This window comes from Pantoea sp. V106_11, from assembly GCF_029967885.1.
GTDB classification, from domain to species: domain Bacteria; phylum Pseudomonadota; class Gammaproteobacteria; order Enterobacterales; family Enterobacteriaceae; genus Pantoea; species Pantoea ananatis.
In genome coordinates this window covers 57,744-82,054 of sequence record NZ_JASCAK010000025.1, presented here as the reverse complement: position 1 = coordinate 82,054, position 24,311 = coordinate 57,744, and the positions used below count along the sequence as shown (strand labels likewise).

The window sequence follows — 24,311 nt, the reverse complement described above, 5'->3', positions numbered from 1 at the left end:
CTTAACGATTAAAGGTTCGGTTTTCCTGCTCGGCGACCCGAATAAAGGTGGTGCGCTTGGTTAACTCTTTCAGACGCTCAGCGCCAACATAGGTGCAGGCAGAACGAAGACCACCAAGGATATCGCGGAGGGTTTCCTCTACCGGCCCGCGTAACGGAAGCTTCACCGTTTTGCCTTCGGCCGCGCGGTATTCTGCGACGCTACCGGCATGACGCTTCATGGCCGATTCTGAACTCATGCCGTAGAACAGCATGAAACGCTCACCGTTTTCTTCTGTTATACGACCTTCGCACTCATCATGCGCCGCCAGCATGCCGCCCAACATGACGAAGTCTGCGCCACCACCAAAGGCTTTTGCGATATCGCCGGGTACGCTGCAGCCACCGTCGCTGACGATCTGACCGCTCAGACCGTGCGCTGCATCGGCACATTCAATAACCGCAGAAAGCTGGGGATAGCCGACACCCGTTTTGACTCGCGTGGTGCAAACTGAGCCAGGCCCAATGCCCACTTTGACGATATCCGCCCCAGACAGGATGAGCTCTTCCACCATCTCACCGGTTACCACGTTACCCGCGCAGATTGTCTTGCCGGGAAACGTTTCACGGGCACGCTTCAGGAAATCAACAAAGTGTTCAGAGTAGCCGTTGGCGACGTCGATGCAGATAAATTGTAGCGCATCGGAGATCGCCATGATCGCAATCAGTTTATTGAGATCGGCATCCGAGGTACCGGTTGAAACCATGACATAGTTCAGTACTGAACCCGGCACGCGCTGAACAAAGGCCCGCCACTCTTCCACGCTGTAATGCTTATGGACGGCCGTTAAAAGATGAAAACCTGCCAGCGCCTCAGCCATCATAAAGGTGCCAACGGTATCCATATTGGCGGCGATAACCGGGACGCCGCTCCAGCTCAGACCGGAATGCTTAAAGGTGAATCGGCGATCCAGCTCAACCTGTGAGCGACTTTTCAGCGTGGAGCGCTTGGGGCGAATCAGTACGTCTTTAAATCCCAGTTTCAAATCTTCTTCAATGCGCATACATCGTGTCCTGGTAAGAGGTTATACACTGCCGTACATGACGCCATCAGGGTTTTCCCTGTCTCATGATACGCGCCATTCCAGCCGCAACAAGACTGCGAATTTCACTTTATTTACGCTACAATCCATTACATTCAGATGCGGATTTTTAGTGTGATCCGGCACGCATTTTTTCCTGTAACGACGCGTTGACCTGCGTGATACTGACCGACTAAGAGAGTTCGAGTGAGAAATCCCCCCTACACCGTGGCGCTGACTGGCGGAATTGGCAGCGGTAAAAGTACGATTGCCGGGTATTTTGCTGCGTCCGGTGTCGATATCATTGATGCGGATGTCATTGCACGCGAAGTCGTTGAACCCGGCACGCCAGCGCTTCAGGCCATTATCGAACGCTATGGCGATGCGATATTGACCGAACAGGGAACCTTGCAACGTTCACGGCTTAGAGAAATCATCTTTGCGACGCCCGATGAGAAAAACTGGTTAAACGCGCTGCTTCACCCGCTTATTAATGCCCGGACGCAACAGCTTAAAGCTCAGGCGGCCTCACCTTATGTTTTGTGGGTCGTGCCCTTGCTGGTCGAAAACCGGCTGCAGCGCCAGGCCGATCGCGTGCTGGTGGTCGATACCGACGAAGAGACGCAGCTCAGACGAACGCTGCAGCGCGATAATGTTTCTCTTGAGCAGGCTAAACGTATTCTTGCAGCACAGGCCACTCGCCAACAGCGCCTTGACTGTGCTGACGATATTATTGATAACAGTGGCGCACCTGAAAAGGCGCTACCCCAGGTTGCCAAGCTTCATCAGCTTTATCTAAAGCTTGCGGCAACGAGACAGGATTAACTCATGAGTACAGTCGTTCTGTTTGAACATCCACTGAATGAAAAAATGCGTACCTGGCTGCGCGTGGAATTTTTGATCGACCAGCTGCATGACATTATGCCGCTGGAAAACACCGCCACGGCACTGACTTTTTTCCGCCTGGTTGGCGAATTACTGGATATCTTCGAGCGCGGCGACATGCGCACCGAGTTGCTGAAAGAACTTGAACGCCAGCAAACGAAACTGCGCGCCTGGGCGGATGTCCCCGGTGTCGATATGTCCGTGGTCGATGCATTGCGTGACAAACTCAAAGCGCAGTCTGTTTTGCTTAACAGCGCCCCACGAATGGGCCAGCAGCTGCGGGAAGATCGTCTGATTGCCCTGGTGCGCCAGCGACTCAGCATTCCCGGCGGATGCTGTAGCTTTGATTTACCCGGCCTGCACATCTGGCTGCACCTGCCCCAGGCGACGCGCGACGCGCAGGTGACGCGCTGGATGGAAACGCTTATCCCGCTGCACAGTACGCTGGCGATGTTGCTGGATTTGATTCGCCAGTCAGGCACCTACCGTTTACAAACCAGTTTGAATGGGTTTTACCAGGATAATGCTGAAGGCGCTGATTTACTGCGGCTGCAGCTGGAAATGGAGGATGCGCTGTATCCTCAGGTTTCAGGCCATAAAAGCCGTTTTGCGATTCGTTTTATGCCATTGGACAGTGAGCGCGGCGAAGTGCCTGCGCGCCTGAATTTCCAACTGGCCTGTTGTTAGAGGTGAACATGCAGGAAGAGATAATGACGGTGGAATGTCCACAGTGCGGTAAAACGGTGATCTGGGATGAACTCAGTCCGTGGCGGCCATTTTGCAGTAAACGCTGTCAGTTGATCGATCTGGGCGAATGGGCGGCGGAAGAGAAGCGCATTCCCAGCAGTGATGATTTAAACGACAGCGACAACTGGAGTGAGGAAGAGCGCTGAGTGAGACGTGGGGCTTTGTTGCCCCACTCTGTTAAAGTTCGCCCGCCACCAGACGTGCGATCAGCTCATGATTCGCCGCAGGAAACTCATCGGCGATCAGCGCCTGTTGATCGACCCAACGCTGTGGTTGCCCTTCTTTGCCCCAGGGTTCTCCTTTCCAGCCTTCCACCAGAAAAAAGTGCAGCGTCACGCGCAGGTCATCGTAAGTGTGATCTTTCGTGCCAATTGCCCGCGCCTGCGTCACTTCAATCCCGGTTTCTTCGGCCAGTTCGCGCACCAGCCCTTCCTCTGCGCTCTCACCGGCTTCAATTTTGCCGCCGGGAAATTCCCATTTATTGGCCATATAGGAAGAGGCCGCACGCTGGGCAAGGAAAATTTGTTTACTGGCATTACGAATGATGCCGACTGCAACCTGCAGGTGCTTCATGAAAATATCCCGAAGAGTGGGTGAATGAGGGCTGATTCTAAAACATGTTAAGCAGGTTGTTAACCGCTCAGGGGGCCGAATGGTCAGCGGAAAAGTAAAAAAAAAGGAGCCAGTGGCTCCTTTTCGTTAACCGCTTATCAGGCCAGACGACCGTGACACTGTTTGTATTTTTTACCTGAACCGCACGGACAAGGATCGTTACGCCCCACTTTGCGCTCACCACCCTGCTGCGCAAGAGATTCCGCCGCCAGAATTTCTTCGCTGGCGTGGCTCAGATGCTGCTGTTGCGCCAGACGCTCGGCCTCTTCACGACGCTGTTGCTCCATCGCTTCAACCTCTTCCGGCATGCGCACCTGGACTTTGCTCAGCGTGCTGATCACTTCGTACTTCAGCGTTTCCAGCATCGCGGCAAACATAGCAAAAGATTCACGCTTATATTCCTGCTTAGGATCTTTTTGCGCATAGCCACGCAGGTGGATGCCCTGACGCAGATAATCCATTGCGGCCAGGTGCTCTTTCCACAGCGAATCCAGCGTTTGCAGCATGACGCCTTTTTCAAAGTTGCGCATCATTTCTGCGCCGACAATCTCTTCTTTTGCCGCATAACTTTCGGCCGCGTGCGTCATGATACGTTCACGCAGTGTCTCTTCATGCAGATCCGGTTCTTTGTCCAGCCATTCGCTAATCGGCAGATCCAGATCGAAGTCGTTACGCAGGCGCTCTTCAAGGCCCGGTACATCCCACATTTCTTCCAGCGACTGAGGTGGAATGTAGCTGTCGATAATGGATTTATAGACGTCTTCGCGAATGCTGTTGATAGTGTCTGATACATCGGACACATCCAGCAGTTCATTACGCTGGCTGTAGATAGCACGACGCTGATCGTTGGCCACGTCGTCATATTCCAGCAGCTGCTTACGAATATCGAAGTTACGGCTTTCCACTTTACGCTGTGCGTTGGCAATGGCTTTGGTCACCCACGGATGCTCAATGGCCTCGCCCGGTTTCATGCCCAGCTTGCGCATCATGTTTGAAACACGATCCGAAGCAAAGATACGCATCAGCGCATCTTCCATTGACAGGTAGAAGCGTGAAGAACCGGCGTCACCCTGACGGCCTGCACGACCGCGCAGCTGGTTATCGATACGGCGAGATTCATGGCGCTCAGTACCCACGATATGCAGACCGCCAGAGGCCAGCACCGCATCATGACGAATCTGCCAGGCGGCTTTAATCTCGTTGATTTGCGCATCGGTTGGGTTTTCAAGCTCGGCAACGTCCGCATGCCAGCTACCGCCCAGCATGATATCGGTACCACGGCCCGCCATGTTTGTCGCGATGGTAACCGCGCCTGGTTGACCAGCCTGCGCCACGATATCCGCTTCGCGGGCGTGAAACTTAGCATTCAGTACGTTGTGTTTAATGCCTGCACGTGTCAGCTCGTTCGATACCACTTCTGATTTTTCGATGGAGATCGTACCCACCAGAACCGGCTGCCCGTTAGCCGTACGCTCACGAATATCTTCGATGATGGCGTCAATCTTCTCTTTCTCGGTCATATAAACCAGATCGGCAAGATCTTTACGCACCATCGGACGGTTGGTCGGGACAACAATCGTGTCGAGTTTGTAGATGGAACTGAACTCAAACGCTTCTGTATCAGCCGTACCGGTCATCCCTGCCAGCTTGTCGTAGAGGCGGAAGTAATTCTGGAAGGTGATTGACGCCAGCGTCTGGTTTTCGTTTTGAATTTCAACGCCTTCTTTGGCTTCAACGGCCTGATGCAGACCATCTGACCAACGACGGCCCTGCATCGTACGACCCGTGTGCTCATCAACAATGACAACTTCACCCTCTTTGACGATGTAATCAACGTCACGCGTGAACAGCGCATGGGCGCGAAGCGCAGCGGTAACGTGGTGCATCAGCATGATATTGGTCGGTGAATAAAGCGACTCACCTTCTACCATGATGCCCTGGCTCACCAGCAGTTCTTCAACTTTGACCAGGCCGCGCTCGCTCATATGTGCCTGGCGCGCTTTCTCATCAACCCAGTAGTCACCTTCGCCCTGGAAATTGTCTGAGTCTTCTTTTTCCTGACGAATCAGATGAGGAATGATTTTATTCACTTTGGTGTACAGGTCTGAACTGTCTTCTGCCGGACCCGAGATGATTAATGGCGTACGGGCTTCATCAATCAGGATGGAGTCAACCTCATCCACCAGTGCATAGTGCAGCTTACGCTGTACGCGCTCGTCAGGGCTGAACGCCATGTTGTCACGCAGGTAGTCGAAACCGTATTCGTTGTTGGTACCGTAAGTAATGTCTGCGGCATAAGCTTCACGTTTGGCGACGGAAGGCAGGCCTGACATGTTGATCCCGACGCTCAGGCCAAGGAACTCAAACAGGGGGCGGTTATTTTCCGCATCACGCTGGGCCAGATAATCGTTGACGGTAACGACGTGTACGCCTTTTCCGGTTAACGCGTTCAAATAGGCTGGCAGGGTTGCCGTCAGGGTTTTACCTTCACCGGTGCGCATCTCTGCAATACAGCGGTTATTCAGCACCATCCCGCCAATCAGCTGCACGTCGAAGTGGCGCATGCCAAACACACGCTTACTGGCTTCACGTACCGTCGCAAAAGCTTCAGGAATCAGGCTTTCGAGTGATTCCCCTTTTTTCAGGCGCTCACGGAACAGCTCAGTTTTGGCTTTCAGTTCTTCATCAGAGAGCGCTTCGAATTCCGGCTCCATCTTGTTGATGATATCAACGTTTTTGCGCATACGGCGCAAAGTACGATCGTTGCTGCTACCAAAAACTTTGGTCAACATTTTGATTAACATAATAAATATATTCTCAATTCAGCCGGGTCACCCGGACTGCGAAATCTAAAATGGGATTTAAAGCACAAAGATTAGCAGAACAATGGCGCGGGTCCGGCACGGATACCGTGCACTTTGCCGTGTCCGTCAGCCTGTGAGGATACCGGAGCAGCAGGAAGAGGTTGCGGGGACAAACCAACAGGGATGCCGGACTGTGCCGCCTGAGACGTTAATAACGCATGAAGGGAATCAATCAACGCCAGCTTTTGTGCGGCCAGCGGATGCACCTGCTCTTCCGCCTGCGCCTGTGGCGTTAACGTGAAAGAGAGATGGCGGATAACCGTGCGAATGGCATGCTGGTGCCAGTAGTCAACCGTAAAACTGGGGCGTCGCGAGGCTTCCTGAAGACGGATCAAATGATCAAAACGGACCGCATTGCCAATGAACAGGCTACTGGCTGAGGCTTCGGATGCCGTATTGAGCTCAGTGGTTTGCGCACACGCCGGCAAGCCAAGACTGGCCGCCACCATTCCCAGGAGGAAATGAGGCCAGAAATAGCGTCTACCTATTTGTCGCCAGCGTAGAAAAATTCCGATCACAATTGTTCCATTGCGCATAACATTTTAATTATTCACTGCTGTTTTCAGCAGCATGCAGCCTGTAAAAGCGCCAGAGATAGTAACACTAATGTGGCGCGGCGACACCTGAGTTTAGTGCGACAGTGGGAGAAATCGCGCGCGATTGTGCAGCAATTCAGCAATTGGTCGTTCTGAGCGGAGAATGCTGTCGCAGCAAGCGGAAATGAATGGCGAGGCAATAAAAAACGGCTGGTGCAACTGACCGGAGAGAGTGTCAGCGCAACCAGCCGTTTTTACGTTCTGAGCCGATATCAGGCCAGAACCAGATTAGGTGCTTTAAACGCCAGTGGCAATTCAGCTTCGTCTTCGAAGGTCGCCCATTCCCAGGCTTCCTGCTTCGCCAAAACGGCCTGCAGCAGTTTGTTGTTCAGAGCATGACCCGATTTGTACGCGGTAAACGCGCCAATAACGTTATGGCCACACATAAACAGATCGCCGATGGCATCTAACATTTTGTGACGCACAAACTCGTCTTCAAAACGCAGGCCTTCTTCATTAAGCACGCGGAAATCATCAAGGCCAATCGCACAATCTAAACTACCGCCCAGGCACAGGCCTTTAGACTGCAGATATTCGATTTCACGCATGAAGCCAAAAGTACGTGCACGGCTGATCTGACGAACAAACGCTTCGGCAGAGAATTTCATCTGGTAACGCTGAGAGCTGGAATCGATAGCCGGGTGATTGAAATCAATGGTGAAATCAAGCGAGAAACCGTTGTAAGGTTTGATCTCAGCCCATTTGTCACCGTCTTCAACACGCACGGTCTGCTTAACACGCACAAATTTCTTTGCGCTGTTCAACTGCTCGATGCCTGCGTCCATCAGCAGATAGATGAAAGGCGCTGCACTGCCGTCCATAATTGGGATTTCTGGCGCATCAACTTCGACAATAATGTTGTCAATGCCCAGACCTGCCAGTGCGGCATTTAAGTGTTCAACTGTCGAAATACGCACGCCTTCATCGTTCACCAGGCAGGTGCTCAGCATGGTGTCGCGCACGTATTTTGCATCAGCCGGAAAATCAACCGGTGGATTCAAGTCAGTGCGACGATAGATGACCCCGGTATTAGCCGGCGCAGGGCGCAGGGTCAGGCTGACTTTCTTGCCGGTATGTAAACCGACACCTGTCGCCTGAACAATACGTTTTAATGTCCTTTGTTTGATCATCGTTATTATCTCGCAATATCGCTTTCCGACCGCCAGTATACGTTACCAGCGGGCGAACACTTTAGCACAAAGAGCGGGAAATCCCAATTATAAGGTTATTCCTAGTCGGCCTGCTTGCGCAAAAACGCCGGAATATCAAGGTAATCGGGCTCTTTGTTTGACTGTGCACTCTGATCGTTTACCACTTTCGCAGCAGGTTTTTGCTCCTGCGGCAGCGGGGACATACCATGCTGCTGGTAACGATGATCCATGACAGGCTGGCTGGCAGGTTTGTTCGTTACCAGCGTGATCTCTGGACGCTTATCCATGCCGATACCGGTTGCCACCACGGTGACGCGCAGTTCGTCATTCATCTCTGGATCCAGAGAGGTACCAATTACAACGGTCGCGTTGTCTGAAGCGAAGGCGCGGATAGTGTTACCCACGGTTTCGAACTCATCCAGACGCAGGTCGAAGCCCGCAGTAATGTTGACCAGCACGCCGCGCGCACCAGAGAGGTCGATATCTTCCAGCAGTGGACTGGAGATCGCCATCTCAGCGGCTTCTTCTGCACGGTCTTCACCACAAGCCACGCCTGAACCCATCATCGCGTAACCCATTTCTGACATCACGGTACGTACGTCAGCAAAGTCCACGTTCATCAAGCCAGGACGGGTAATCAGCTCGGCGATCCCCTGTACGGCGCCTTTCAGCACGTCGTTAGCCGCACCAAACGCGTCGAGCAGGGAAATACCACGTCCGAGAACTTTTAACAGCTTGTCGTTTGGGATAGTGATCAGTGAATCCACGTGCTTGGACAGCTCAGCGATCCCCTGCTCAGCAAAGGCCATGCGCTTTTTGCCTTCAAAATTGAAGGGCTTGGTCACGACCGCAACGGTCAAAATACCTAGATCTTTGGCCACTTCAGCCACAACAGGCGCAGCGCCGGTACCGGTACCGCCACCCATACCTGCTGCGATGAACACCATGTCTGCCCCTTCCAGCGCAGAACGCAGTGCTTCGCGATCTTCCTCTGCAGAGTTACGGCCGACTTCCGGGTTCGCACCCGCTCCCAGTCCTTTGGTAATGTTATTACCAATCTGGATGGTCTGGCCGACTGCTGTTTTACGCAACGCCTGCGCGTCGGTATTCACAGCGAAGAATTCCACACCTTCGATACGCTCGCGTACCATGTGCTCTACGGCGTTGCCACCGCCACCGCCGACGCCGATGACTTTAATCACCGCGTCATTGGTTAATTCCATAGGTTCAAACATGATTTCTCTCCGTTATGTGCCTGTCGCCTGGAGATCACTAAAGAAAACAGCATGATCCCCTTTTACAAAAATTAAAACTCTTTTTTTAACCAACTATTAATACGTTTAAACCAGTTACCCACGGAAACGCGCTTTTCAGCCTCTGCGTCACCGTTCATATGTGACTCTTTACCGTAGTGCAACAGCCCGACCGCCGTGGAATAGTAAGACTCCTGGGCGTAGTCCGTCAGGCCAGTAATGTTCAGCGGCTGTCCAATGCGCACCTGCGTATGGAATACGCGCTGCGCGCAGGCTGCCAGACCTTCAATCTGCGCCGCACCGCCGGTTAACACAATCCCGGCTGCCAGATGGTGCTTAACGCCCTGCTGGCGAAGCTGTTCCTGTAACTGCAAAATCTCGTCATTGACCAGATTTAAAAGCTCGGTATAACGTGGCTCAATCACCTCTGCCAGCGTCTGACGTTGCAGGCTTCGTGGCGGACGTCCGCCTACGCTCGGCACTTCAACGTTTTCATCTTTACCTACAATCGATCCTAGCGCACAGCCGTGACGCACTTTAATGGCTTCCGCATCGGTGGGCGGCGTACCAAATGCGTAGGCGATATCGCTGGTTACCACATTCCCCGCATAGGGAATCACCTTAGTATGACGCAATGCACCGCCAGTATAGACGGCGATATCCATTGTGCCGCCACCAATATCCACGACACAAACACCCAGCTCACGTTCGTCTTCGGTCAGGACCGCAAAGCTGGACGCCAGACCGGCAAAAATCAGTTGGTCAACTTTGAGGCCACAACGTTCAACGGCTTTAACAATATTTTTTGCCATGTCGTTGTGACAGGTGATCAAATGCACCTTTGCCTGCATGCGCACACCAGACAGGCCGACCGGATTTTTGATGCCTTCCTGGTAGTCGATAGCATATTCCTGCGGAATAACGTGCAGGATACGATGCTCATCACGAACGCGCACTGACTTCGCAGTATGCACCACGTTCTCGACATCATCCTGAGTCACTTCCTCTTCGGAAATCGGAACCATCCCGATTTCGTTCTGACAGCTGATATGTTTGCCCGATAATGCAAGGTAAACAGAGGAGATCTGGCAATCCGCCATCAACTCAGCCTGATCGATGGCGCGCTGAACGCATTTCACCACCGACTCAAGATCGTTTACGCCGCCTTTATCCATACCGCGGGACGGACAACTGCCGACCCCAATAATATTGACCATACCATCGGGCAGAATTTCCCCAACCAGGGCGGCGACCTTCGCAGTGCCGATTTCGAGTCCAACTACCAGTTTTCTGTCCGTTGCCTTGATCATTGTTGTTTAGCCTGTGCCTGGTTTTGTTGCTGATTACTGTCCTGTGGATCCATCACTATCGGTGTCCAGCCAACAGAAGCGCCAGAGTCATAGCGTAAATCAACCGAGTTGATGCGCTTGTGTTCATTCTGACCTTGCTGCAGCAGCACCGGATAGAGCTCAATAAAACGATTCAGACGCTTCATGGTATCGGTCCGCCCCAGCTCAATACGGACATCATCGCTGGTCACTAACTGCCATGAACGTCGCGCCGTCATCGACGCCACCTTCAGGGTAAACTTCCTGGCCTTCAGCACGTCATCCATACTGTGATAACCCGCCAGCACCTCTTTTTCACTGCCTTCTGGACCGTATAACATCGGCAGCGTTTCTTTACCCATGTGGTTAGCCGGGACGCTGAATGACACACCGTCGCTGTCCACCATGTGTGAGTCATTCCAGCGCGCTACCGGTGTAAACTCCACCAAATGAATTTTCAGTTCGTCTGGCCACTGCTTACGCACACTAACCTGTTTAATCCATGGCAACCGTTCTATCTGCTGCTGGATCACGTTCACGTCCTGCGACATAAACGTGCCCGGTGAACCCAGTGACAAAATCGCCTGACGAATATCGTCATGGGTTGTGTAGTGCAGTTGCCCTGTGACCACCAGCTTCGACAGGGGTAAACGGGAGGCATCGTTCATCCACTTCAGAACGACCAGGCCACCCGCAATCATTACGCCCATCACCATCAGCAGAAACACGATGCCGAAGAGCCGGGCACCGTTACTGCGACCGGTGCGTGCCCGCTCCTGCGCTTCACGATTACGTACATTCATCGCCGCCTGTGACATATCAGTCGGCCAACTCCAGAATACGTACGACCAGTTGAGAAAATGTCAGCCCGGCCTGCTTTGCCGCCATCGGCACTAAGCTGTGGCTGGTCATGCCCGGTGAGGTGTTCGCTTCCAGCAGTTGGAAGTGTCCTTGATCGTCAGTCATGACATCAACGCGTCCCCAGCCGCTGCATCCGAGTGCACGCCAGGCTGACCACACCAGCTGTTGTAATTCCGCCTCGCGCTCGGCACTCAGCCCGGCTGGACAGAAGTACTGAGTATCGTCAGAAATGTATTTCGCTTCATAGTCATAGAACTCGCTGGCAGTCTTTATTTTTATCGCGGGCAGAATCTGGTCACCCAGAATGCCAACGGTATATTCCTCACCGCTCAGAAAAGCTTCGACCAGCACATTGTCGTCGTGGCGAAACGCCTCTTCCAGCGCAGCTGGCAGATCGCTTAACTGGTTTACACGGCTGATGCCGACGCTGGATCCCTCGCTGCTCGGTTTCACGAACAGGGGTAATCCCAATGCGCTAATCGCCGCCTCGGTCGTCGCATCCAGACCGCTCTGCATCTGTTCACGCGTAATCCAGACAAATTTACCCGCCGGCAGTCCCCTGCCCTGCCACAGCAGTTTGGTGCGCAACTTGTCCATGGTGACGGCGGAAGCCATCACACCGCTGCCGGTGTAAGGCAACTGCAGGAATTCCAGCACCGCCTGAAGCGTGCCGTCCTCGCCGCCGCGACCATGCAGGGCGATAAACACTTTTTCAAAACCTTGCGCGGTTAACTCCAGCACTGAGACGTCGCGGGTATCAATACCCTGTGCATCAATACCGGCTTCACGCAGGCCCGCCAGCACGGCACCGCCGGACATCAGGGACACGTCGCGCTCGGCTGACGTGCCGCCCATTAAAACGGCAACTTTAGTCATGACGGCCCTCCACTTTACGTGCTGGCTGCAGTTTGCATTCAGCCAGCTTCCGCGCCACTTTACCGACGTTTCCTGCCCCCTGAACCAGAATCAGATCGTTGCCTGACAGCAAAGGCGCCAGCATTTCAACGAGCGCATCATGTTCCGGCACCAGAATAGGATCGACCTTGCCGCGATGACGAATGGCGCGGCACAGTGCACGGCTGTCTGCGCCTGGGATGGGCGTTTCGCCTGCGGCGTAGACATCCAGCATCAGCAAAACGTCAACCTGAGACAGCACGTTGGCAAAATCATCAAACAGGTCACGCGTGCGGGTATAACGGTGCGGCTGAAACACCATCGCCAGTTTTTTATCCGGCCAGCCCGCTCGCGCGGCTTTAATGGTGGCGTCAACTTCCGTGGGATGATGACCATAATCGTCCACCAGCATGGCGGTGCCAGGCTGCCCATTAACCGGCTCCGTAGGAAACTCACCCAGTTGGTCGAAACGACGACCGGTACCCTGGAAGCTTTCCAGCGCAGCCAGAATCGCGCTGTCTTCAATCCCTTCTTCGCTGGCCACCGCCACGGCGGCGGCGGCGTTTAAAGCATTGTGTCGACCCGGCGCATTCAGAGTGATCTGTAACGGCGCTTTGTCCTGACGAATCAGGCTGAAATGAACCTGCGCGCCGCGTTGTTCAAACGCCTCGATGCGAAAGTCGGCGTCGTCGCTGAAACCATAAGTAGTAATCTGGCGGCCGACACGCGGCAGCAGATCGCGGATCACGGCATCATCAACACACATCACCGCACGACCGTAAAACGGCAAATTGTGCAGGAAATTAATGAACGTCTGCTTCAGGTTTTCAAAATCGCCCTGATAGGTGTCCATATGATCCGCTTCGATATTGGTGACAACGGCGACCATTGGCTGTAAGTGCAGGAATGACGCATCGCTCTCGTCCGCTTCGGCGATCAGGTAGCGGCTACTGCCCAGACGTGCATGCGTGCCTGCGGCTTTTACCAGCCCCCCATTCACAAAGGTGGGGTCCAGACCGCCTTCCGCGTAAATGCTCGAGACCATCGCCGTCGTGGTGGTTTTGCCGTGCGTGCCGGCAATCGCAATACCGTGGCGAAAACGCATCAGCTCTGCCAGCATCTCTGCGCGGCGGATGACCGGGATTCGCTGTTCGCGTGCAGCCACCAGCTCAGGGTTGTCCTGCGCCACCGCACTGGAGACCACGACAACGCTGGCATCCGTTACGTTTTCCGGGCGATGGTTAAAGTAAATGGTCGCGCCCAGATTGATCAGATTCTGTGTCACCGGATTTGGCGCCAGATCAGAACCGCTGATATGGTAACCTTCATTCGCTAACACTTCGGCAATACCGCCCATGCCAGCACCACCGATGCCGACAAAGTGAATGTGCCGGACGCGACGCATCTCGGGCACGATAGAACGCAGTTTCGCCAGTTGTTGTGTATTCATTACGCTTTATTACCTACCTACTCATTCAGTTTGTGCTCAATATGAGCACGGGTCAGCCAGGCTGACCTGATGCGTTAATGTGCGGCGCGAGCCACTTCCTGCGCGACCCGTTCAGTCGCATCGGGTACCGCCACCTCGTGGGCTTTTTCAGCCATCGCGAGTAATGTTGGTCGATCCCAGTGACGCAACGTTTCCGCTACCGCCTCCGCTGTAAACTGCGGCTGCTCAAAAATTTTGGCTGCACCTGCGCCCTCAAGCGGCAAGGCATTCCAGTACTGCTGACGATCTTTATGCTGAAACGGCACGAAGATCGCCGGTAATCCTGCCGCGGCGATCTCACTCACCGTCAGTGCACCTGAGCGACAAATCACGACGTCTGCCCAGGCGTAGGCCGCTGCCATATCATCAATAAACTCGGTCACCTTGTGATGGTCCTGACCCGCTTGCTGATAAGCATGTTGAACGTCCTGCAACGCGCCTTTTCCGGTCTGATGCCAGACGGTAATCTGCTCACCCAGTAGAGCCGCAATCTGGGGCACGGTCTGGTTAAGGATACGTGCGCCCTGGCTGCCACCCACCACCAGAATACGGATAGCGCCGCTGCGCCCGGCCAGACGCTGAGCCGGTGAGGGCAGTGCCAGCACGTCTGTACGTACCGGGTTTCCTACCACCTCTGCGTGAGGAAAGGCGCCGGGAAACGCCTGCATAACCTTGGTGGCGATTTTTGCCAGCCACTTGTTTGTCAGCCCGGCGATCCCGTTTTGCTCATGCAGCACCACAGGAACACCGCAGCTCCATGCAGCCAGGCCACCCGGCCCCGAAACATAGCCACCCATGCCCAGCACAACGTCAGGCTTCCAGGCTTTAATAATCTTGCGAGCCTGACGCCAGGCGTTGAAAATACGCACCGGTGCCAACAGCAGGGCTTTGATGCCCTTGCCGCGTAATCCGCTGATACGAATGAAGTCGATGTCGATACCGTGCTTCGGTACCAGATCGGCTTCCATACGATCTGCAGTGCCTAACCAGCGAACTTCCCAGCCCTGCGCTTTCAGATGATGGGCAACAGCCAGCCCCGGGAAAACGTGTCCACCGGTGCCACCTGCCATTACCATCAATCGTTTACCACTCATCGACCACCTCGGGTAAACGCCTGCGCTTTAGCCAGACGCGTTTCATAATCAATACGTAACAAAAATACGATGGCCGTCGACATAATGATCAAACTCGAGCCACCGTAACTAATCAGCGGCAACGTCAGACCTTTGGTCGGTAACATACCGGCCGCAGCGCCCACGTTGACCAGTGCCTGAAAGCTGAACCACACGCCAATTGAACAGGCTAAAAAGCCGGAAAAACGTTGATCAAGTTCAAGCGCGCGCCGGCCAATCGACATCGCACGAAAAGCCACGAAGAATACCATTAACAGCGCTAAAACCACACCGATGTAACCCAGTTCTTCTCCGATAATGGAGAAAATAAAGTCGGTATGGGCTTCGGGCAAATACTCCAGTTTCTGAACCGAATTCCCCAGCCCCTGCCCCCAGAATTCACCGCGGCCAAACGCCATCAGAGACTGCGTCAGCTGGTAGCCGCTGCCGAACGGATCTTCCCACGGATTCCAGAACGAGGTGACACGGCGCATACGGTATGGCTCGGCGATGATCAGCAGCACCACAGCAAAGATGCCGGAGCCGATAATGGCCAGGAACTGCCACAGTTTGGCCCCCGCCAGAAACAGCATCGCCAGCGTAGTGACAAACAGCACTACCACCGTCCCCAAATCGGGCTGGGCCAGCAGCAGTACGGCCAGCACCACCATCACGCCCATTGGCTTACAAAAGCCCCAGAAGTTATTTCGCACCTCTTCTACCTTGCGCACCAGGTAACTGGCGAGATAGCAGAAGAGCGTGAGTTTAGATAACTCAGCGGGCTGAATACGCAGCGGCCCCAAGGCAATCCAGCGTGACGCACCGTTTACCGAGCTGCCCACCACCAACACAATCAGCAGCATGGCGACGGAAACCATCAGCATTATGTTGCTGTAGCGCTGCCAGAAATCCATCGGAACGCGCAGCGTGACCAGCGCCATGCCGAATGCCAGCGCAATATAGAACGCATCACGCTTGGCAAAGTAGAACGGATCGTCATTCAGACGCTGACCTACTGGCATTGATGCCGACGTCACCATCACAAAACCAATCGCGGCTAATCCCAGGGTTAACCACAGCAGCGTACGATCGTAGAGCACCAGTGAGGTATCGTCGCTCTCACGCGACCCCATCACCCAGTTGCTCAGGCGACCTGACAGATAATTCACTATGCCTGCACCAGGAATCCGCATCAGCTTAACTCCCTGGCCAGCTGCGCGAAGACGTCACCGCGCTGTTCAAAATTGCGAAACTGATCGAGGCTGGCACAGGCGGGGGAAAGCAGTACCATATCGTCCGGCTGGACCTGTCTGGCGATCTGCTCCATGGCCTGCTGCAGCGTATCGGTACGCACCGCCACGTCAGGCCGCAGCGCGGCGAGCGCATCGCCATCGCGACCAAAGCAGTACAGCCGGATACGATCGCCTTGCAGATAAGTGGCCAGCGGCGAGAAATCAGCCGATTTCCCATCGCCCCCGAGCAGCAGCCAGAGCGTGCCGTTAACCTCTAAGCCTTTCAGTGCCGCTTCCGTGCTGCCAACGTTGGTCGCTTTTGAATCATTGATCCAGCGCACCCCGCGACTCTGATGAACCAGTTGAAAGCGGTGTGGCAGTCCAGAGTACGCTGCCAGCGCAGACAGGCTGGTTGAGCGGGGCAGCCCTACCGCATCTGCCAGCGCTAAAGCCGCCAGCGCATTGGTGTAATTGTGTTGGCCTACCAGCGTCATTTCGTCGGTATTCAGGACCTTCTCGCCTTTGGCGCGCAGCCAGATGCTGCCCTGCTGCTTATTAAGGTGATAATCGCCAATATCGATGCCAAAACTCACGCAGCGCGCGTCAGCGCCGCGTACCGGCATCGTCATGCCATCATCCGCGTTCACGACACAGACCTGCGCGTTTTCGTAAATCCGCAGTTTTGCTGCCCGATACTGCTGCATACCTAACGGATAGCGATCCATATGATCTTCAGTCACGTTAAGGATGGTGGCCGCTGCGGCTTTCAGGCTGTGAGTGGTCTCCAACTGAAAGCTGGACAGTTCAAGGACATAGAGCTGCGCAGGCGCTTTCAGCAGGCTGAGGGCGGGTAAGCCAATGTTGCCGCCGACACCGACCTGCCAGCCTGCGGCCTTCGCCATTTCGCCGACTAAGGTGGTGACCGTACTTTTTCCGTTCGAACCGGTAATTGCCACGATGGGTGCCTGTGCTTCACGGCAAAACAGCTCAATATCGCCCACGATTTCGATGCCCGCATCCGCGGCTTCGCACAGCGCCGGATGTGCCAGCGCAATACCGGGGCTGGCAACAATCAGGTCGGCAGCCAACAGCCAGTCGCTGTTGATCCCGCCCACATAGCGCTCCACCTGCTCAGGCAGCTTGTCCAGCCCGGGCGGTGACATACGGGTATCCATCACGCGTGGCGTTACGCCCTGCGCTACAAAGAAATCAACACAGGACAGCCCGGTCAGGCCCAGTCCGATGATGACAACTTTTCTCCCGCGATAGTCAGCCATGATTAACGTACCTTCAGCGTCGCCAGGCCAATCAGCACCAGCATGAGCGAAATAATCCAGAAGCGCACAATCACGCGCGGCTCCGGCCAGCCTTTAAGTTCATAGTGGTGGTGAATCGGCGCCATACGGAAAATGCGTTGCCCGCGGAGCTTGAACGATCCCACTTGCAGGATCACCGACAGGGTTTCAACAACAAACACGCCGCCCATGATCACGAGTAAAAATTCCTGACGCAGCAGCACGGCGATGGTGCCCAGTGCGCCGCCCAGCGCCAGCGATCCGACATCCCCCATAAACACCTGGGCCGGATAGGTGTTGAACCAGAGGAACCCTAAGCCCGCCCCCACGATAGCGGTACAGACGATCACCAGTTCGCCAGCGTGGCGCAGATAAGGAATATGCAGATATTCTGCGAATTTCACGTTACCCGTTGCCCAGGCAACCAGCGCAAAGCCCGCCGCAACAAAGACGGTCGGCATGATCGCCAGGCCGTCCAGACCATCGGTGAGGTTAACGGCATTGCCGGTGCCGACGATGACGAAGTAAGCCAGTACGATGTAAAACAAGCCCAGCTGTGGCATAACATCTTTAAAGAAAGGCACCACCAGCTCGGTCGCCGGGGTATCTTTTCCGGCCAGGTAAAGCGCAAAAGCGACGCCCAGAGAGATCACCGACATCCAGAAATATTTCCAGCGCGCAATCAGCCCTTTCGTGTCTTTACGGACCACTTTGCGGTAATCGTCGACAAAGCCGATCACGCCAAAGCCCACCAGCACCACCAGTACGCACCAGACGTACGGGTTGGAAGGGTAAGCCCACATCAATACTGACAGGGTTATCGACGTCAAAATCATGATGCCGCCCATGGTCGGCGTACCGCGCTTGCTAAAGTGCGACTCCGGACCATCGTTACGCACAACCTGGCCGATTTGCAGTTTTTGCAGCCACGCAATCAGCCGTGGGCCCATCCACAGTGAAATAAACAGTGCGGTCAGCAGGCTGACAATGGCGCGAAACGTCAGATACGAAAAGACGTTGAAGCCGGAATAAAATGCGACCAGATGCTCGGCCAGCCAAACTAACATGTTCCTTTCTCCTGTAAACTCTGTACTACCTGCTCCATGGCGGCACTACGCGAGCCCTTAATCAATACGGTCATTTCCTGGTGTTCGGACAGCAGCTGGCGTAAACGTTCAGTCAGCGCGGTTTTATCGCTGAAATGTTCGCCAACGCCACTGCTTTCACTCAGGAAGTGGCTGAACTGACCGGTGCTGAGCACCCGATCCAGCCCTGCAGCTTTAGCCGCCAGCCCGACTTCACGATGAAACTTTTCGCTTTCATCACCTAATTCAGCCATATCGCCCACGACCATCACACGGTAGCCCGGCATCTCAGACAGCACCTGTGCCGCCGCAACCATCGATCCGACGTTGGCGTTATAGCTGTCATCCAGAATGAGTTGATGCTCAGAGAGGCGAACAGGGAATAAGCGGCCGGGAACGGACTGAAGTCTTTTCAGGCCCGCCTGAACTGCGCTAAGCGGCGCATCGACCGACAGGGCGAGCGCAGCAGCGGCCAGCGCATTGGCGATATTGTGCCGCCCGGGCAACGGCAGAATGATGTCGGCTTCTCCACGGGGCGTGTGCATCACAAAATGGGTCCCATCCTGACGAATGCGGATATCATGCGCACCGAAGTCACAGTCTGCGGCCTGAGGCGAGAAACGCCAGACCGTTTTACCGTGCAGGTTCTCCTGCCAGCGCGGCCAGTCATTGCTGTCAGCATTTAAAATGGCCGTTCCCCTGGCAGGCAGGCCGTAAAAAATTTCACCCTTCGCTTTTGCTACACCTTCCAGCGACCCGAAGCCTTCGAGGTGCGCGGCGGCCAGATTATTGACCAGTGCCGCTTCCGGACGAACCAGGTCAGTGGTGTAAGCGATTTCGCCCTGATGATTGGCGCCAAGCTCAATGACGGCATACTGATGTTCTGGCGTGAGACGCAGCAAGGTCATGGGCACGCCAAAATCGTTATTCAGGTTACCGGCGGTATGCAGCGTTTCGCCGCACTGACGCAAAATGGACGCGGTCATCTCTTTCACTGACGTTTTGCCGGATGAGCCGGTCAGCGCGACAACGCGGGCAGTGGCCTGCTGGCGCACCCATGCTGCCAGCTTACCAAAGGCGATACGCGTATCTTTTACAACCACCTGAGGCACTGAGACAGGTAAATGCTTACTCACCAGCAAGGCTTTGACACCCTTGGCGATGGCATCTTCTGCAAAGTCGTGGGCATCAAAACGCTCGCCCACGATGGCCACAAACAGGCTGCCTGCGGTGACCTTACGGGTATCCGTCGTGACGTCATTTAAAACCAGGTCATCGCCGTGCAGGGTGCCGCTGGCGATCTCTGCCAATGTGCTCAATGAAACCGGAATCATGCTACGCCTCCTAGCAGTGTGGCGACCGTGGCACGATCGGAGTAATCCAGGCGTTGATTGCCAATAATTTGGTAGTCTTCGTGACCTTTTCCAGCCACCAGTACGATGTCATCGGGCTGGGCCTGCATAATGGTGCTGGTCACGGCCTGCGCCCGACCGGCGACCACGCGGGCACGGCCAGGGTCAAGCAGCCCACTCAGAATATCCTGTACGATGGCCTGCGGATCTTCGCTTCGTGGGTTATCATCTGTCACCACCACGATGTCGGCAAATTGCTCAGCGATCGCTCCCATTAGTGGGCGCTTACCTTTATCACGATCGCCGCCACATCCAAACAGGCACCATAGTTTGCCTTTGCAATGCAGCCGCGCCGCTTCGAGCGCTTTCTCTAATGCATCTGGCGTATGGGCATAATCCACTACCACGGTGGGTTTACCGGTGGCGCTAAAGACCTCCATGCGTCCGTTCACCGGCTGCAGTCTTGCCGCTGCGCGCAGCAGATCGTCCAGGGCGTAGCCCAGCGCCAGCAGCGTCGCCAGCGCCAGCAGTAAATTGCTGACGTTGAAGGCGCCCATCAGGCGACTGTTCATTTCGCCCTCGCCCCAGCTGGAGTCAAAACGAATGTGCGCACCATTGTCGTGATAATTCACGTCAGTCGCACGAAGCCAACGGCCATGACAGCCGGGCTGCAGATTATTTTCCATCGTGACGGCCACAGCGTCTGGCAGGTTTGCCAGCCAGCGGCGACCGACCTCATCGTCAGCATTGATAATGGCCACACCGACCTGATGTTCGGAAAACAGCAGCCATTTAGCGGACTCGTACTGCTGCATGTCACCGTGATAATCAAGATGGTCGCGACTGAGATTCGTAAAGACGGCAGCGGCAAACGGCAGCGCTGCGACCCGATGCTGTACCAGCCCGTGCGAGGAAATTTCCATTGCCGTCAGCGATGCGCCCTTCCTGACCAGTTCGTCCAGGTTATGTTGCACATCCACCGCTGAACCGGTGGTGTTTTCAGCCGGGACCAGTTGCCCGACCAGACCATTGCCGACTGTCCCCATCACCGCGCTGGTTTCACCCAGCAGGCTGGCCCACTGCGCCAGCAGCTGTGTGGTCGTGGTTTTGCCGTTCGTACCGGTCACGCCAATCAGTTTCTGCTTTTCGCCCGGCTGCTGGTAAAAACGGCCTGCCAGGGCAGAAAGACGCTGATGCAGTTGCGCCAGATAAATCACCGGTACGCCGTGCATCTCCCGAATTTCACCGTCGCTTGCTTCCCCTTCCGCTTCCGCGATAACGGCCGCCACGCCCTGCGCAATTGCCTGAGGAATAAACCGGCGTCCGTCAACCTGATGGCCTGCAATTGCAACAAACAGATCACCTGCAGCCGCTAAGCGACTGTCCAGAGTCATGTCACGCAACGGGCGCGCAGGTGCGTCAGGCACCCACGGTCCGAGTAAGTCGCGCAGGTTACGATCTGTCACTTGATTCCTCACTTCTGTTTGTCACCAACTCGTTTTTGTCATTGGTCGGCAGGGCATCCGGTTCGATGTTCATGGTGCGCAGCACGCCGCCCATGATGGCACCGAACACCGGTGCAGAAACCGCACCACCATAATATTTACCGGCCTGGGGATCGTTAATGACCACCACCAGCGCAAAACGAGGGCGACTGGCAGGCGCAACGCCTGCGGTATACGCAATGTATTTATTCACGTAACGACCATCCGGGCCGACCTTTTTCGCCGTACCGGTTTTGATCGCCACGCGATAGCCTTTAATGGCGGCTTTTACCCCGCCGCCGCCCGGTAGCGCCACGCTTTCCATCATGTGGACCACGGTTTTCACGAGGGCCTCAGGAAACACGCGCTCTCCGCCTACCGGCGGATCAACTTTCGTTATCGACAGCGGACGGGCAATGCCAAAGCTGCCAATGGTTGCGTAGACTCGCGCTAACTGTAACGGGGTTACCATTAGCCCGTAGCCGAAAGAGAAGGTGGCCCTCTCTATGTCAGACCACCGTTGTTTTTTAGGGTATAAGCCACTACTTTCCCCGACCAGCCCCAAATTGGTCGGTTTGCCCAGCCCAAAGCGCGCGTAAGTTTCTACCAGTGCTGAGGAGGGCATCGCTAACGCCAGTCGTGAAACACCGACGTTACTCGATTTCTGTAAAACACCTGTCAAAGTCAGTTCGTTATAACGCGCGACATCTTTGATTTCATGGCCGTTGACGCGGTAGGGAACGGTATTCAGCACGCTGTTCTCTTTCACCACGCCACGTTGCAGCGCCGTCATCACTACCATCGGCTTCACCGTTGAACCGGGTTCAAAAATGTCGGTGATGGCGCGGTTACGCATCAGGTCTTTGGCCGTGTCGCTCAGATTATTCGGGTTGTATGCCGGACTGTTGGCCATCGCCAGCACTTCACCGGTGTTAACGTCCACCAGCACCGCCGTGCCTGATTCCGCTTTGTTAAACGCCACCGCGTTATTAAGTTCGCGGTAGACCAGCGCCTGCAGGCGTTCGTCGATGCTCAGCGTCAGGTTATGCGCGGCACGGCTGTCTACAGAGGAGATATCTTCGATAACACGGCCATAGCGATCTTTACGTACGGTTCGCTCGCCCGGCTCGCCGGTCAGCCATTTATCGAAGCTCTTTTCGATGCCTTCAATGCCTTCGCCATCAATATTGGTAAAGCCGATGAGGTGTGAGGTGACCTGCCCTGCCGGATAGTAGCGACGGGACTCTTCGCGCAGGTGAATGCCCGGCAGCTTGAGTTTTTTAACATATTCCCCAATGGCGGGATTAACCTGGCGCGCCAGATAAATAAAGCGCCCTTTGGGATTGGCATTTACGCGCGCGGCCAGCTGATCGATCGGGATGGAAAGCGCATCTGACAACGCTTTCCAGCGGCTGTCGAGCGTGACGCCACCGGCATCGTGCAGCTCTTTAGGATCGGCCCAGATCGCATTAACCGGCACGCTGACCGCCAGCGGACGGCCACCGCGATCGCTGATCATCCCGCGCGCGGTCGGCACCGCCTGAACGCGTAAGGAGCGTAAATCGCCCTCTTTAACCAGCTTGTCTGGATTGATTACCTGCAGCCATGCAACCCGGGACAGCAGCCCACCTAACGCCAGCAAAATGCAACCGCATAACAACGCAAAACGCCAGCTTACAAAGCTGGCTTTATCTTCTGGTTTTTTTAACTTCAGCGTTCTTTTTACGCCGTTCATTAGCAGTAACAGATCCTTATTTTTGCACCACGATGTTTTCCTGCGAAGGATCAACGTGCTGCATCTGCAGCTTTTCGGTGGCGATCCGCTCAACGCGGCTGTGATCGCCAAGGGCGTTCTCTTCCAGAATCAAATTGCGCCATTCAATGTCCAGCGCATCGCGCTCCAGCACCAGTTGCTCTCGCTGGGCAGTTAACAGGCGCGTTTTATGCGTAGTGGTGACCACCAACACGGCAGAAACCAGTACAGCAATCAGCAACAGCAGTGGAATTTTGCCTTTGCGCAAAATATCCCCGGCGATAACGCCGGGTAGGCTGTGCCTTTCGTTGCCGATCATGCGTCGGTTCTCTCCGCGATGCGTAAAACGGAACTACGCGCACGGGGGTTCTCTTTCACCTCGGCGTCACCCGGTACCATCTTGCCCAGTAACGTTAACTGACGACCGCCCAGCGCATTGAGCTGCTGTTCGGTCATTGGCAGTCCACGCGGCACCTGCGGCCCCCGACTTTGATCGCGCATAAAGCGTTTTACTAAACGGTCTTCCAGCGAATGGAAGCTAATAACGGACAAACGCCCTTGTGGAGCCAGGACCTCGACCGCGCCTTTCAGGGCGGTATCGATCTCTTCCAGTTCGCTGTTAATCCAGATCCGAATCGCCTGGAAGCTGCGGGTGGCCGGATGTTTAAACTTGTCTTTAATCGGCGTGGCTGCGGCGATCACCTCTGCCAGCTCTTTCGTGCGCGTCATTGGCTGTTCACGGTTGCGCTCGACGATGGCGCGGGCGATGCGTTTTGCAAAACGCTCTTCCCCATACGTTTTCAGCACAAATGCGATATCGGCTTCTTCCGCCTGCTTTAACCATTCGGCGGCAGAGTGGCCCCGCGTTGGATCCATTCGCATATCCAGCGGTCCGTCGCGCATAAAAGAAAAGCCACGTTCAGCATCATCCAGCTGCGGGGACGAAACCCCCAGATCCAGCAAGATGCCGTCGATGCGCCCAACCAGTTCACGCTCTGCCACGTAGTCCGCCAGGGCGGAAAAAGGGCCGTGAACAATGGAAAAGCGCGGATCCTTTATCTCAGCCGCCGCGGCGATAGCTTGTGGGTCACGGTCAATGGCGATGAGCTTTCCACTGGCGCCAAGCTGCGCCAAAATTAAGCGTGAGTGACCGCCACGACCAAAAGTGCCGTCGATGTAGATTCCGTCTTCCTTGATGTTGAGGCCATTAACCGCCTCATCCAACAGCACGGTGGTGTGTTTGTAATTTTCCTGCATA

The 24,311-nt window shown here is 55.0% G+C and carries 22 protein-coding genes; 3 read left to right on the top strand and 19 right to left on the bottom strand.

The window, feature by feature from the left end:
• Position 1: 1 nt before the first annotated feature.
• Entirely contained in the window at positions 2 to 1,042 is a 1,041-nt protein-coding gene (locus QLG08_RS08635) for a GMP reductase (RefSeq protein ID WP_013024626.1), read from the bottom strand.
• Positions 1,043 to 1,267: 225 nt separating this feature from the next.
• On the opposite strand from QLG08_RS08635, the gene coaE reads away from it, so the two are divergent.
• From coaE to yacG, 3 genes are read left to right on the top strand one after another with little or no spacing between them, the layout of a single operon-like run.
• Positions 1,268 to 1,885 carry a dephospho-CoA kinase gene (gene coaE, locus QLG08_RS08630; protein ID WP_014606583.1) on the top strand — a complete coding sequence of 206 codons (618 nt, stop codon included), beginning with the start codon at positions 1,268 to 1,270 and terminating at the stop codon, positions 1,883 to 1,885.
• A 3-nt stretch (positions 1,886 to 1,888) separates the two neighbouring features.
• Positions 1,889 to 2,632, top strand: a complete 744-nt coding sequence (gene zapD / locus QLG08_RS08625) for a cell division protein ZapD (protein WP_013024624.1) — start codon at positions 1,889 to 1,891, stop codon at positions 2,630 to 2,632.
• Between the two features lie 8 nt (positions 2,633 to 2,640).
• Entirely contained in the window at positions 2,641 to 2,838 is a 198-nt protein-coding gene (gene yacG / locus QLG08_RS08620) for a DNA gyrase inhibitor YacG (protein WP_014606584.1), read from the top strand.
• Positions 2,839 to 2,869: 31 nt separating this feature from the next.
• Here the strand turns inward: yacG and mutT are convergent, their stop codons facing one another.
• The 18 genes from mutT to rsmH form a co-directional block, all read right to left on the bottom strand.
• Positions 2,870 to 3,265, bottom strand: a complete 396-nt coding sequence (mutT, locus tag QLG08_RS08615; RefSeq protein ID WP_013024622.1) for an 8-oxo-dGTP diphosphatase MutT — start codon at positions 3,263 to 3,265, stop codon at positions 2,870 to 2,872.
• Positions 3,266 to 3,402: 137 nt separating this feature from the next.
• Entirely contained in the window at positions 3,403 to 6,108 is a 2,706-nt protein-coding gene (gene secA / locus QLG08_RS08610) for a preprotein translocase subunit SecA (protein WP_028714819.1), read from the bottom strand.
• Positions 6,109 to 6,179: 71 nt separating this feature from the next.
• Positions 6,180 to 6,686, bottom strand: a complete 507-nt coding sequence (gene secM / locus QLG08_RS08605) for a secA translation cis-regulator SecM (protein ID WP_014606586.1) — start codon at positions 6,684 to 6,686, stop codon at positions 6,180 to 6,182.
• A 290-nt stretch (positions 6,687 to 6,976) separates the two neighbouring features.
• Positions 6,977 to 7,894, bottom strand: a complete 918-nt coding sequence (gene lpxC / locus QLG08_RS08600) for a UDP-3-O-acyl-N-acetylglucosamine deacetylase (protein ID WP_013024619.1) — start codon at positions 7,892 to 7,894, stop codon at positions 6,977 to 6,979.
• Between the two features lie 101 nt (positions 7,895 to 7,995).
• Positions 7,996 to 9,150 carry a cell division protein FtsZ gene (gene ftsZ / locus QLG08_RS08595; RefSeq protein ID WP_013024618.1) on the bottom strand — a complete coding sequence of 385 codons (1,155 nt, stop codon included), beginning with the start codon at positions 9,148 to 9,150 and terminating at the stop codon, positions 7,996 to 7,998.
• A gap of 71 nt (positions 9,151 to 9,221) precedes the next feature.
• The gene (ftsA, locus tag QLG08_RS08590) at positions 9,222 to 10,478 is read right to left on the bottom strand and encodes a cell division protein FtsA (protein WP_006117681.1); all 1,257 of its coding nucleotides are present in this window, start codon (positions 10,476 to 10,478) and stop codon (positions 9,222 to 9,224) included.
• On the bottom strand, positions 10,475 to 11,314 hold the full coding sequence (gene ftsQ, locus QLG08_RS08585) for a cell division protein FtsQ (RefSeq protein WP_013024616.1): 840 nt from the start codon (positions 11,312 to 11,314) through the stop codon (positions 10,475 to 10,477). Before ftsQ ends, ftsA begins: the two co-directional genes overlap by 4 nt.
• A 1-nt stretch (position 11,315) precedes the next feature.
• The gene (locus QLG08_RS08580; RefSeq protein WP_014592915.1) at positions 11,316 to 12,233 is read right to left on the bottom strand and encodes a D-alanine--D-alanine ligase; all 918 of its coding nucleotides are present in this window, start codon (positions 12,231 to 12,233) and stop codon (positions 11,316 to 11,318) included.
• Positions 12,226 to 13,701: a UDP-N-acetylmuramate--L-alanine ligase gene (gene murC, locus QLG08_RS08575; protein ID WP_013024614.1), complete on the bottom strand. Its 1,476-nt coding sequence runs from the start codon at positions 13,699 to 13,701 to the stop codon at positions 12,226 to 12,228. Before murC ends, QLG08_RS08580 begins: the two co-directional genes overlap by 8 nt.
• Before the next feature lie 74 nt (positions 13,702 to 13,775).
• Complete coding sequence (gene murG / locus QLG08_RS08570; protein ID WP_029571009.1) at positions 13,776 to 14,834, bottom strand: undecaprenyldiphospho-muramoylpentapeptide beta-N-acetylglucosaminyltransferase; 1,059 nt, start codon at positions 14,832 to 14,834, stop codon at positions 13,776 to 13,778.
• Positions 14,831 to 16,045 (bottom strand): cell division protein FtsW, encoded by a 1,215-nt coding sequence (ftsW, locus tag QLG08_RS08565; protein ID WP_013024612.1) that lies wholly within the window; start codon positions 16,043 to 16,045, stop codon positions 14,831 to 14,833. Before ftsW ends, murG begins: the two co-directional genes overlap by 4 nt.
• Positions 16,045 to 17,361 (bottom strand): UDP-N-acetylmuramoyl-L-alanine--D-glutamate ligase, encoded by a 1,317-nt coding sequence (gene murD, locus QLG08_RS08560; RefSeq protein WP_014592914.1) that lies wholly within the window; start codon positions 17,359 to 17,361, stop codon positions 16,045 to 16,047. The genes ftsW and murD overlap by 1 nt, the downstream gene beginning before the upstream one ends.
• A gap of 2 nt (positions 17,362 to 17,363) precedes the next feature.
• Positions 17,364 to 18,446, bottom strand: coding sequence for a phospho-N-acetylmuramoyl-pentapeptide-transferase (gene mraY / locus QLG08_RS08555; protein WP_013024610.1), 1,083 nt, complete (start codon positions 18,444 to 18,446; stop codon positions 17,364 to 17,366).
• A complete protein-coding gene (gene murF / locus QLG08_RS08550) occupies positions 18,440 to 19,798 on the bottom strand; it encodes a UDP-N-acetylmuramoyl-tripeptide--D-alanyl-D-alanine ligase (RefSeq protein WP_014592913.1) in 1,359 nt (452 codons plus the stop codon). The genes mraY and murF overlap by 7 nt, the downstream gene beginning before the upstream one ends.
• The gene (gene murE / locus QLG08_RS08545; protein WP_019106421.1) at positions 19,795 to 21,282 is read right to left on the bottom strand and encodes a UDP-N-acetylmuramoyl-L-alanyl-D-glutamate--2,6-diaminopimelate ligase; all 1,488 of its coding nucleotides are present in this window, start codon (positions 21,280 to 21,282) and stop codon (positions 19,795 to 19,797) included. The genes murF and murE overlap by 4 nt, the downstream gene beginning before the upstream one ends.
• Complete coding sequence (locus tag QLG08_RS08540) at positions 21,269 to 23,035, bottom strand: peptidoglycan glycosyltransferase FtsI (protein WP_013024607.1); 1,767 nt, start codon at positions 23,033 to 23,035, stop codon at positions 21,269 to 21,271. Before QLG08_RS08540 ends, murE begins: the two co-directional genes overlap by 14 nt.
• Positions 23,036 to 23,051: 16 nt before the next feature.
• Positions 23,052 to 23,372 (bottom strand): cell division protein FtsL, encoded by a 321-nt coding sequence (gene ftsL / locus QLG08_RS08535; RefSeq protein WP_013024606.1) that lies wholly within the window; start codon positions 23,370 to 23,372, stop codon positions 23,052 to 23,054.
• Entirely contained in the window at positions 23,369 to 24,310 is a 942-nt protein-coding gene (rsmH, locus tag QLG08_RS08530) for a 16S rRNA (cytosine(1402)-N(4))-methyltransferase RsmH (protein WP_013024605.1), read from the bottom strand. Before rsmH ends, ftsL begins: the two co-directional genes overlap by 4 nt.
• Position 24,311 lies beyond the last annotated feature (1 nt).

What these genes read in the sequence shown, in the direction of transcription:
- QLG08_RS08635 (WP_013024626.1), bottom strand. Translation starts at nt 1,042, where the DNA reads ATGCGCATTGAAGAAGATTTGAAACTGGGATTTAAAGACGTACTGATT.
- zapD (WP_013024624.1), top strand. Translation starts at nt 1,889, where the DNA reads ATGAGTACAGTCGTTCTGTTTGAACATCCACTGAATGAAAAAATGCGT.
- yacG (WP_014606584.1), top strand. Translation starts at nt 2,641, where the DNA reads ATGCAGGAAGAGATAATGACGGTGGAATGTCCACAGTGCGGTAAAACG.
- mutT (WP_013024622.1), bottom strand. Translation starts at nt 3,265, where the DNA reads ATGAAGCACCTGCAGGTTGCAGTCGGCATCATTCGTAATGCCAGTAAA.
- secA (WP_028714819.1), bottom strand. Translation starts at nt 6,108, where the DNA reads ATGTTAATCAAAATGTTGACCAAAGTTTTTGGTAGCAGCAACGATCGT.
- lpxC (WP_013024619.1), bottom strand. Translation starts at nt 7,894, where the DNA reads ATGATCAAACAAAGGACATTAAAACGTATTGTTCAGGCGACAGGTGTC.
- ftsZ (WP_013024618.1), bottom strand. Translation starts at nt 9,150, where the DNA reads ATGTTTGAACCTATGGAATTAACCAATGACGCGGTGATTAAAGTCATC.
- ftsA (WP_006117681.1), bottom strand. Translation starts at nt 10,478, where the DNA reads ATGATCAAGGCAACGGACAGAAAACTGGTAGTTGGACTCGAAATCGGC.
- ftsQ (WP_013024616.1), bottom strand. Translation starts at nt 11,314, where the DNA reads ATGTCACAGGCGGCGATGAATGTACGTAATCGTGAAGCGCAGGAGCGG.
- QLG08_RS08580 (WP_014592915.1), bottom strand. Translation starts at nt 12,233, where the DNA reads ATGACTAAAGTTGCCGTTTTAATGGGCGGCACGTCAGCCGAGCGCGAC.
- murC (WP_013024614.1), bottom strand. Translation starts at nt 13,701, where the DNA reads ATGAATACACAACAACTGGCGAAACTGCGTTCTATCGTGCCCGAGATG.
- murG (WP_029571009.1), bottom strand. Translation starts at nt 14,834, where the DNA reads ATGAGTGGTAAACGATTGATGGTAATGGCAGGTGGCACCGGTGGACAC.
- ftsW (WP_013024612.1), bottom strand. Translation starts at nt 16,045, where the DNA reads ATGCGGATTCCTGGTGCAGGCATAGTGAATTATCTGTCAGGTCGCCTG.
- murD (WP_014592914.1), bottom strand. Translation starts at nt 17,361, where the DNA reads ATGGCTGACTATCGCGGGAGAAAAGTTGTCATCATCGGACTGGGCCTG.
- mraY (WP_013024610.1), bottom strand. Translation starts at nt 18,446, where the DNA reads ATGTTAGTTTGGCTGGCCGAGCATCTGGTCGCATTTTATTCCGGCTTC.
- murF (WP_014592913.1), bottom strand. Translation starts at nt 19,798, where the DNA reads ATGATTCCGGTTTCATTGAGCACATTGGCAGAGATCGCCAGCGGCACC.
- QLG08_RS08540 (WP_013024607.1), bottom strand. Translation starts at nt 23,035, where the DNA reads ATGAACGGCGTAAAAAGAACGCTGAAGTTAAAAAAACCAGAAGATAAA.
- ftsL (WP_013024606.1), bottom strand. Translation starts at nt 23,372, where the DNA reads ATGATCGGCAACGAAAGGCACAGCCTACCCGGCGTTATCGCCGGGGAT.
- rsmH (WP_013024605.1), bottom strand. Translation starts at nt 24,310, where the DNA reads ATGCAGGAAAATTACAAACACACCACCGTGCTGTTGGATGAGGCGGTT.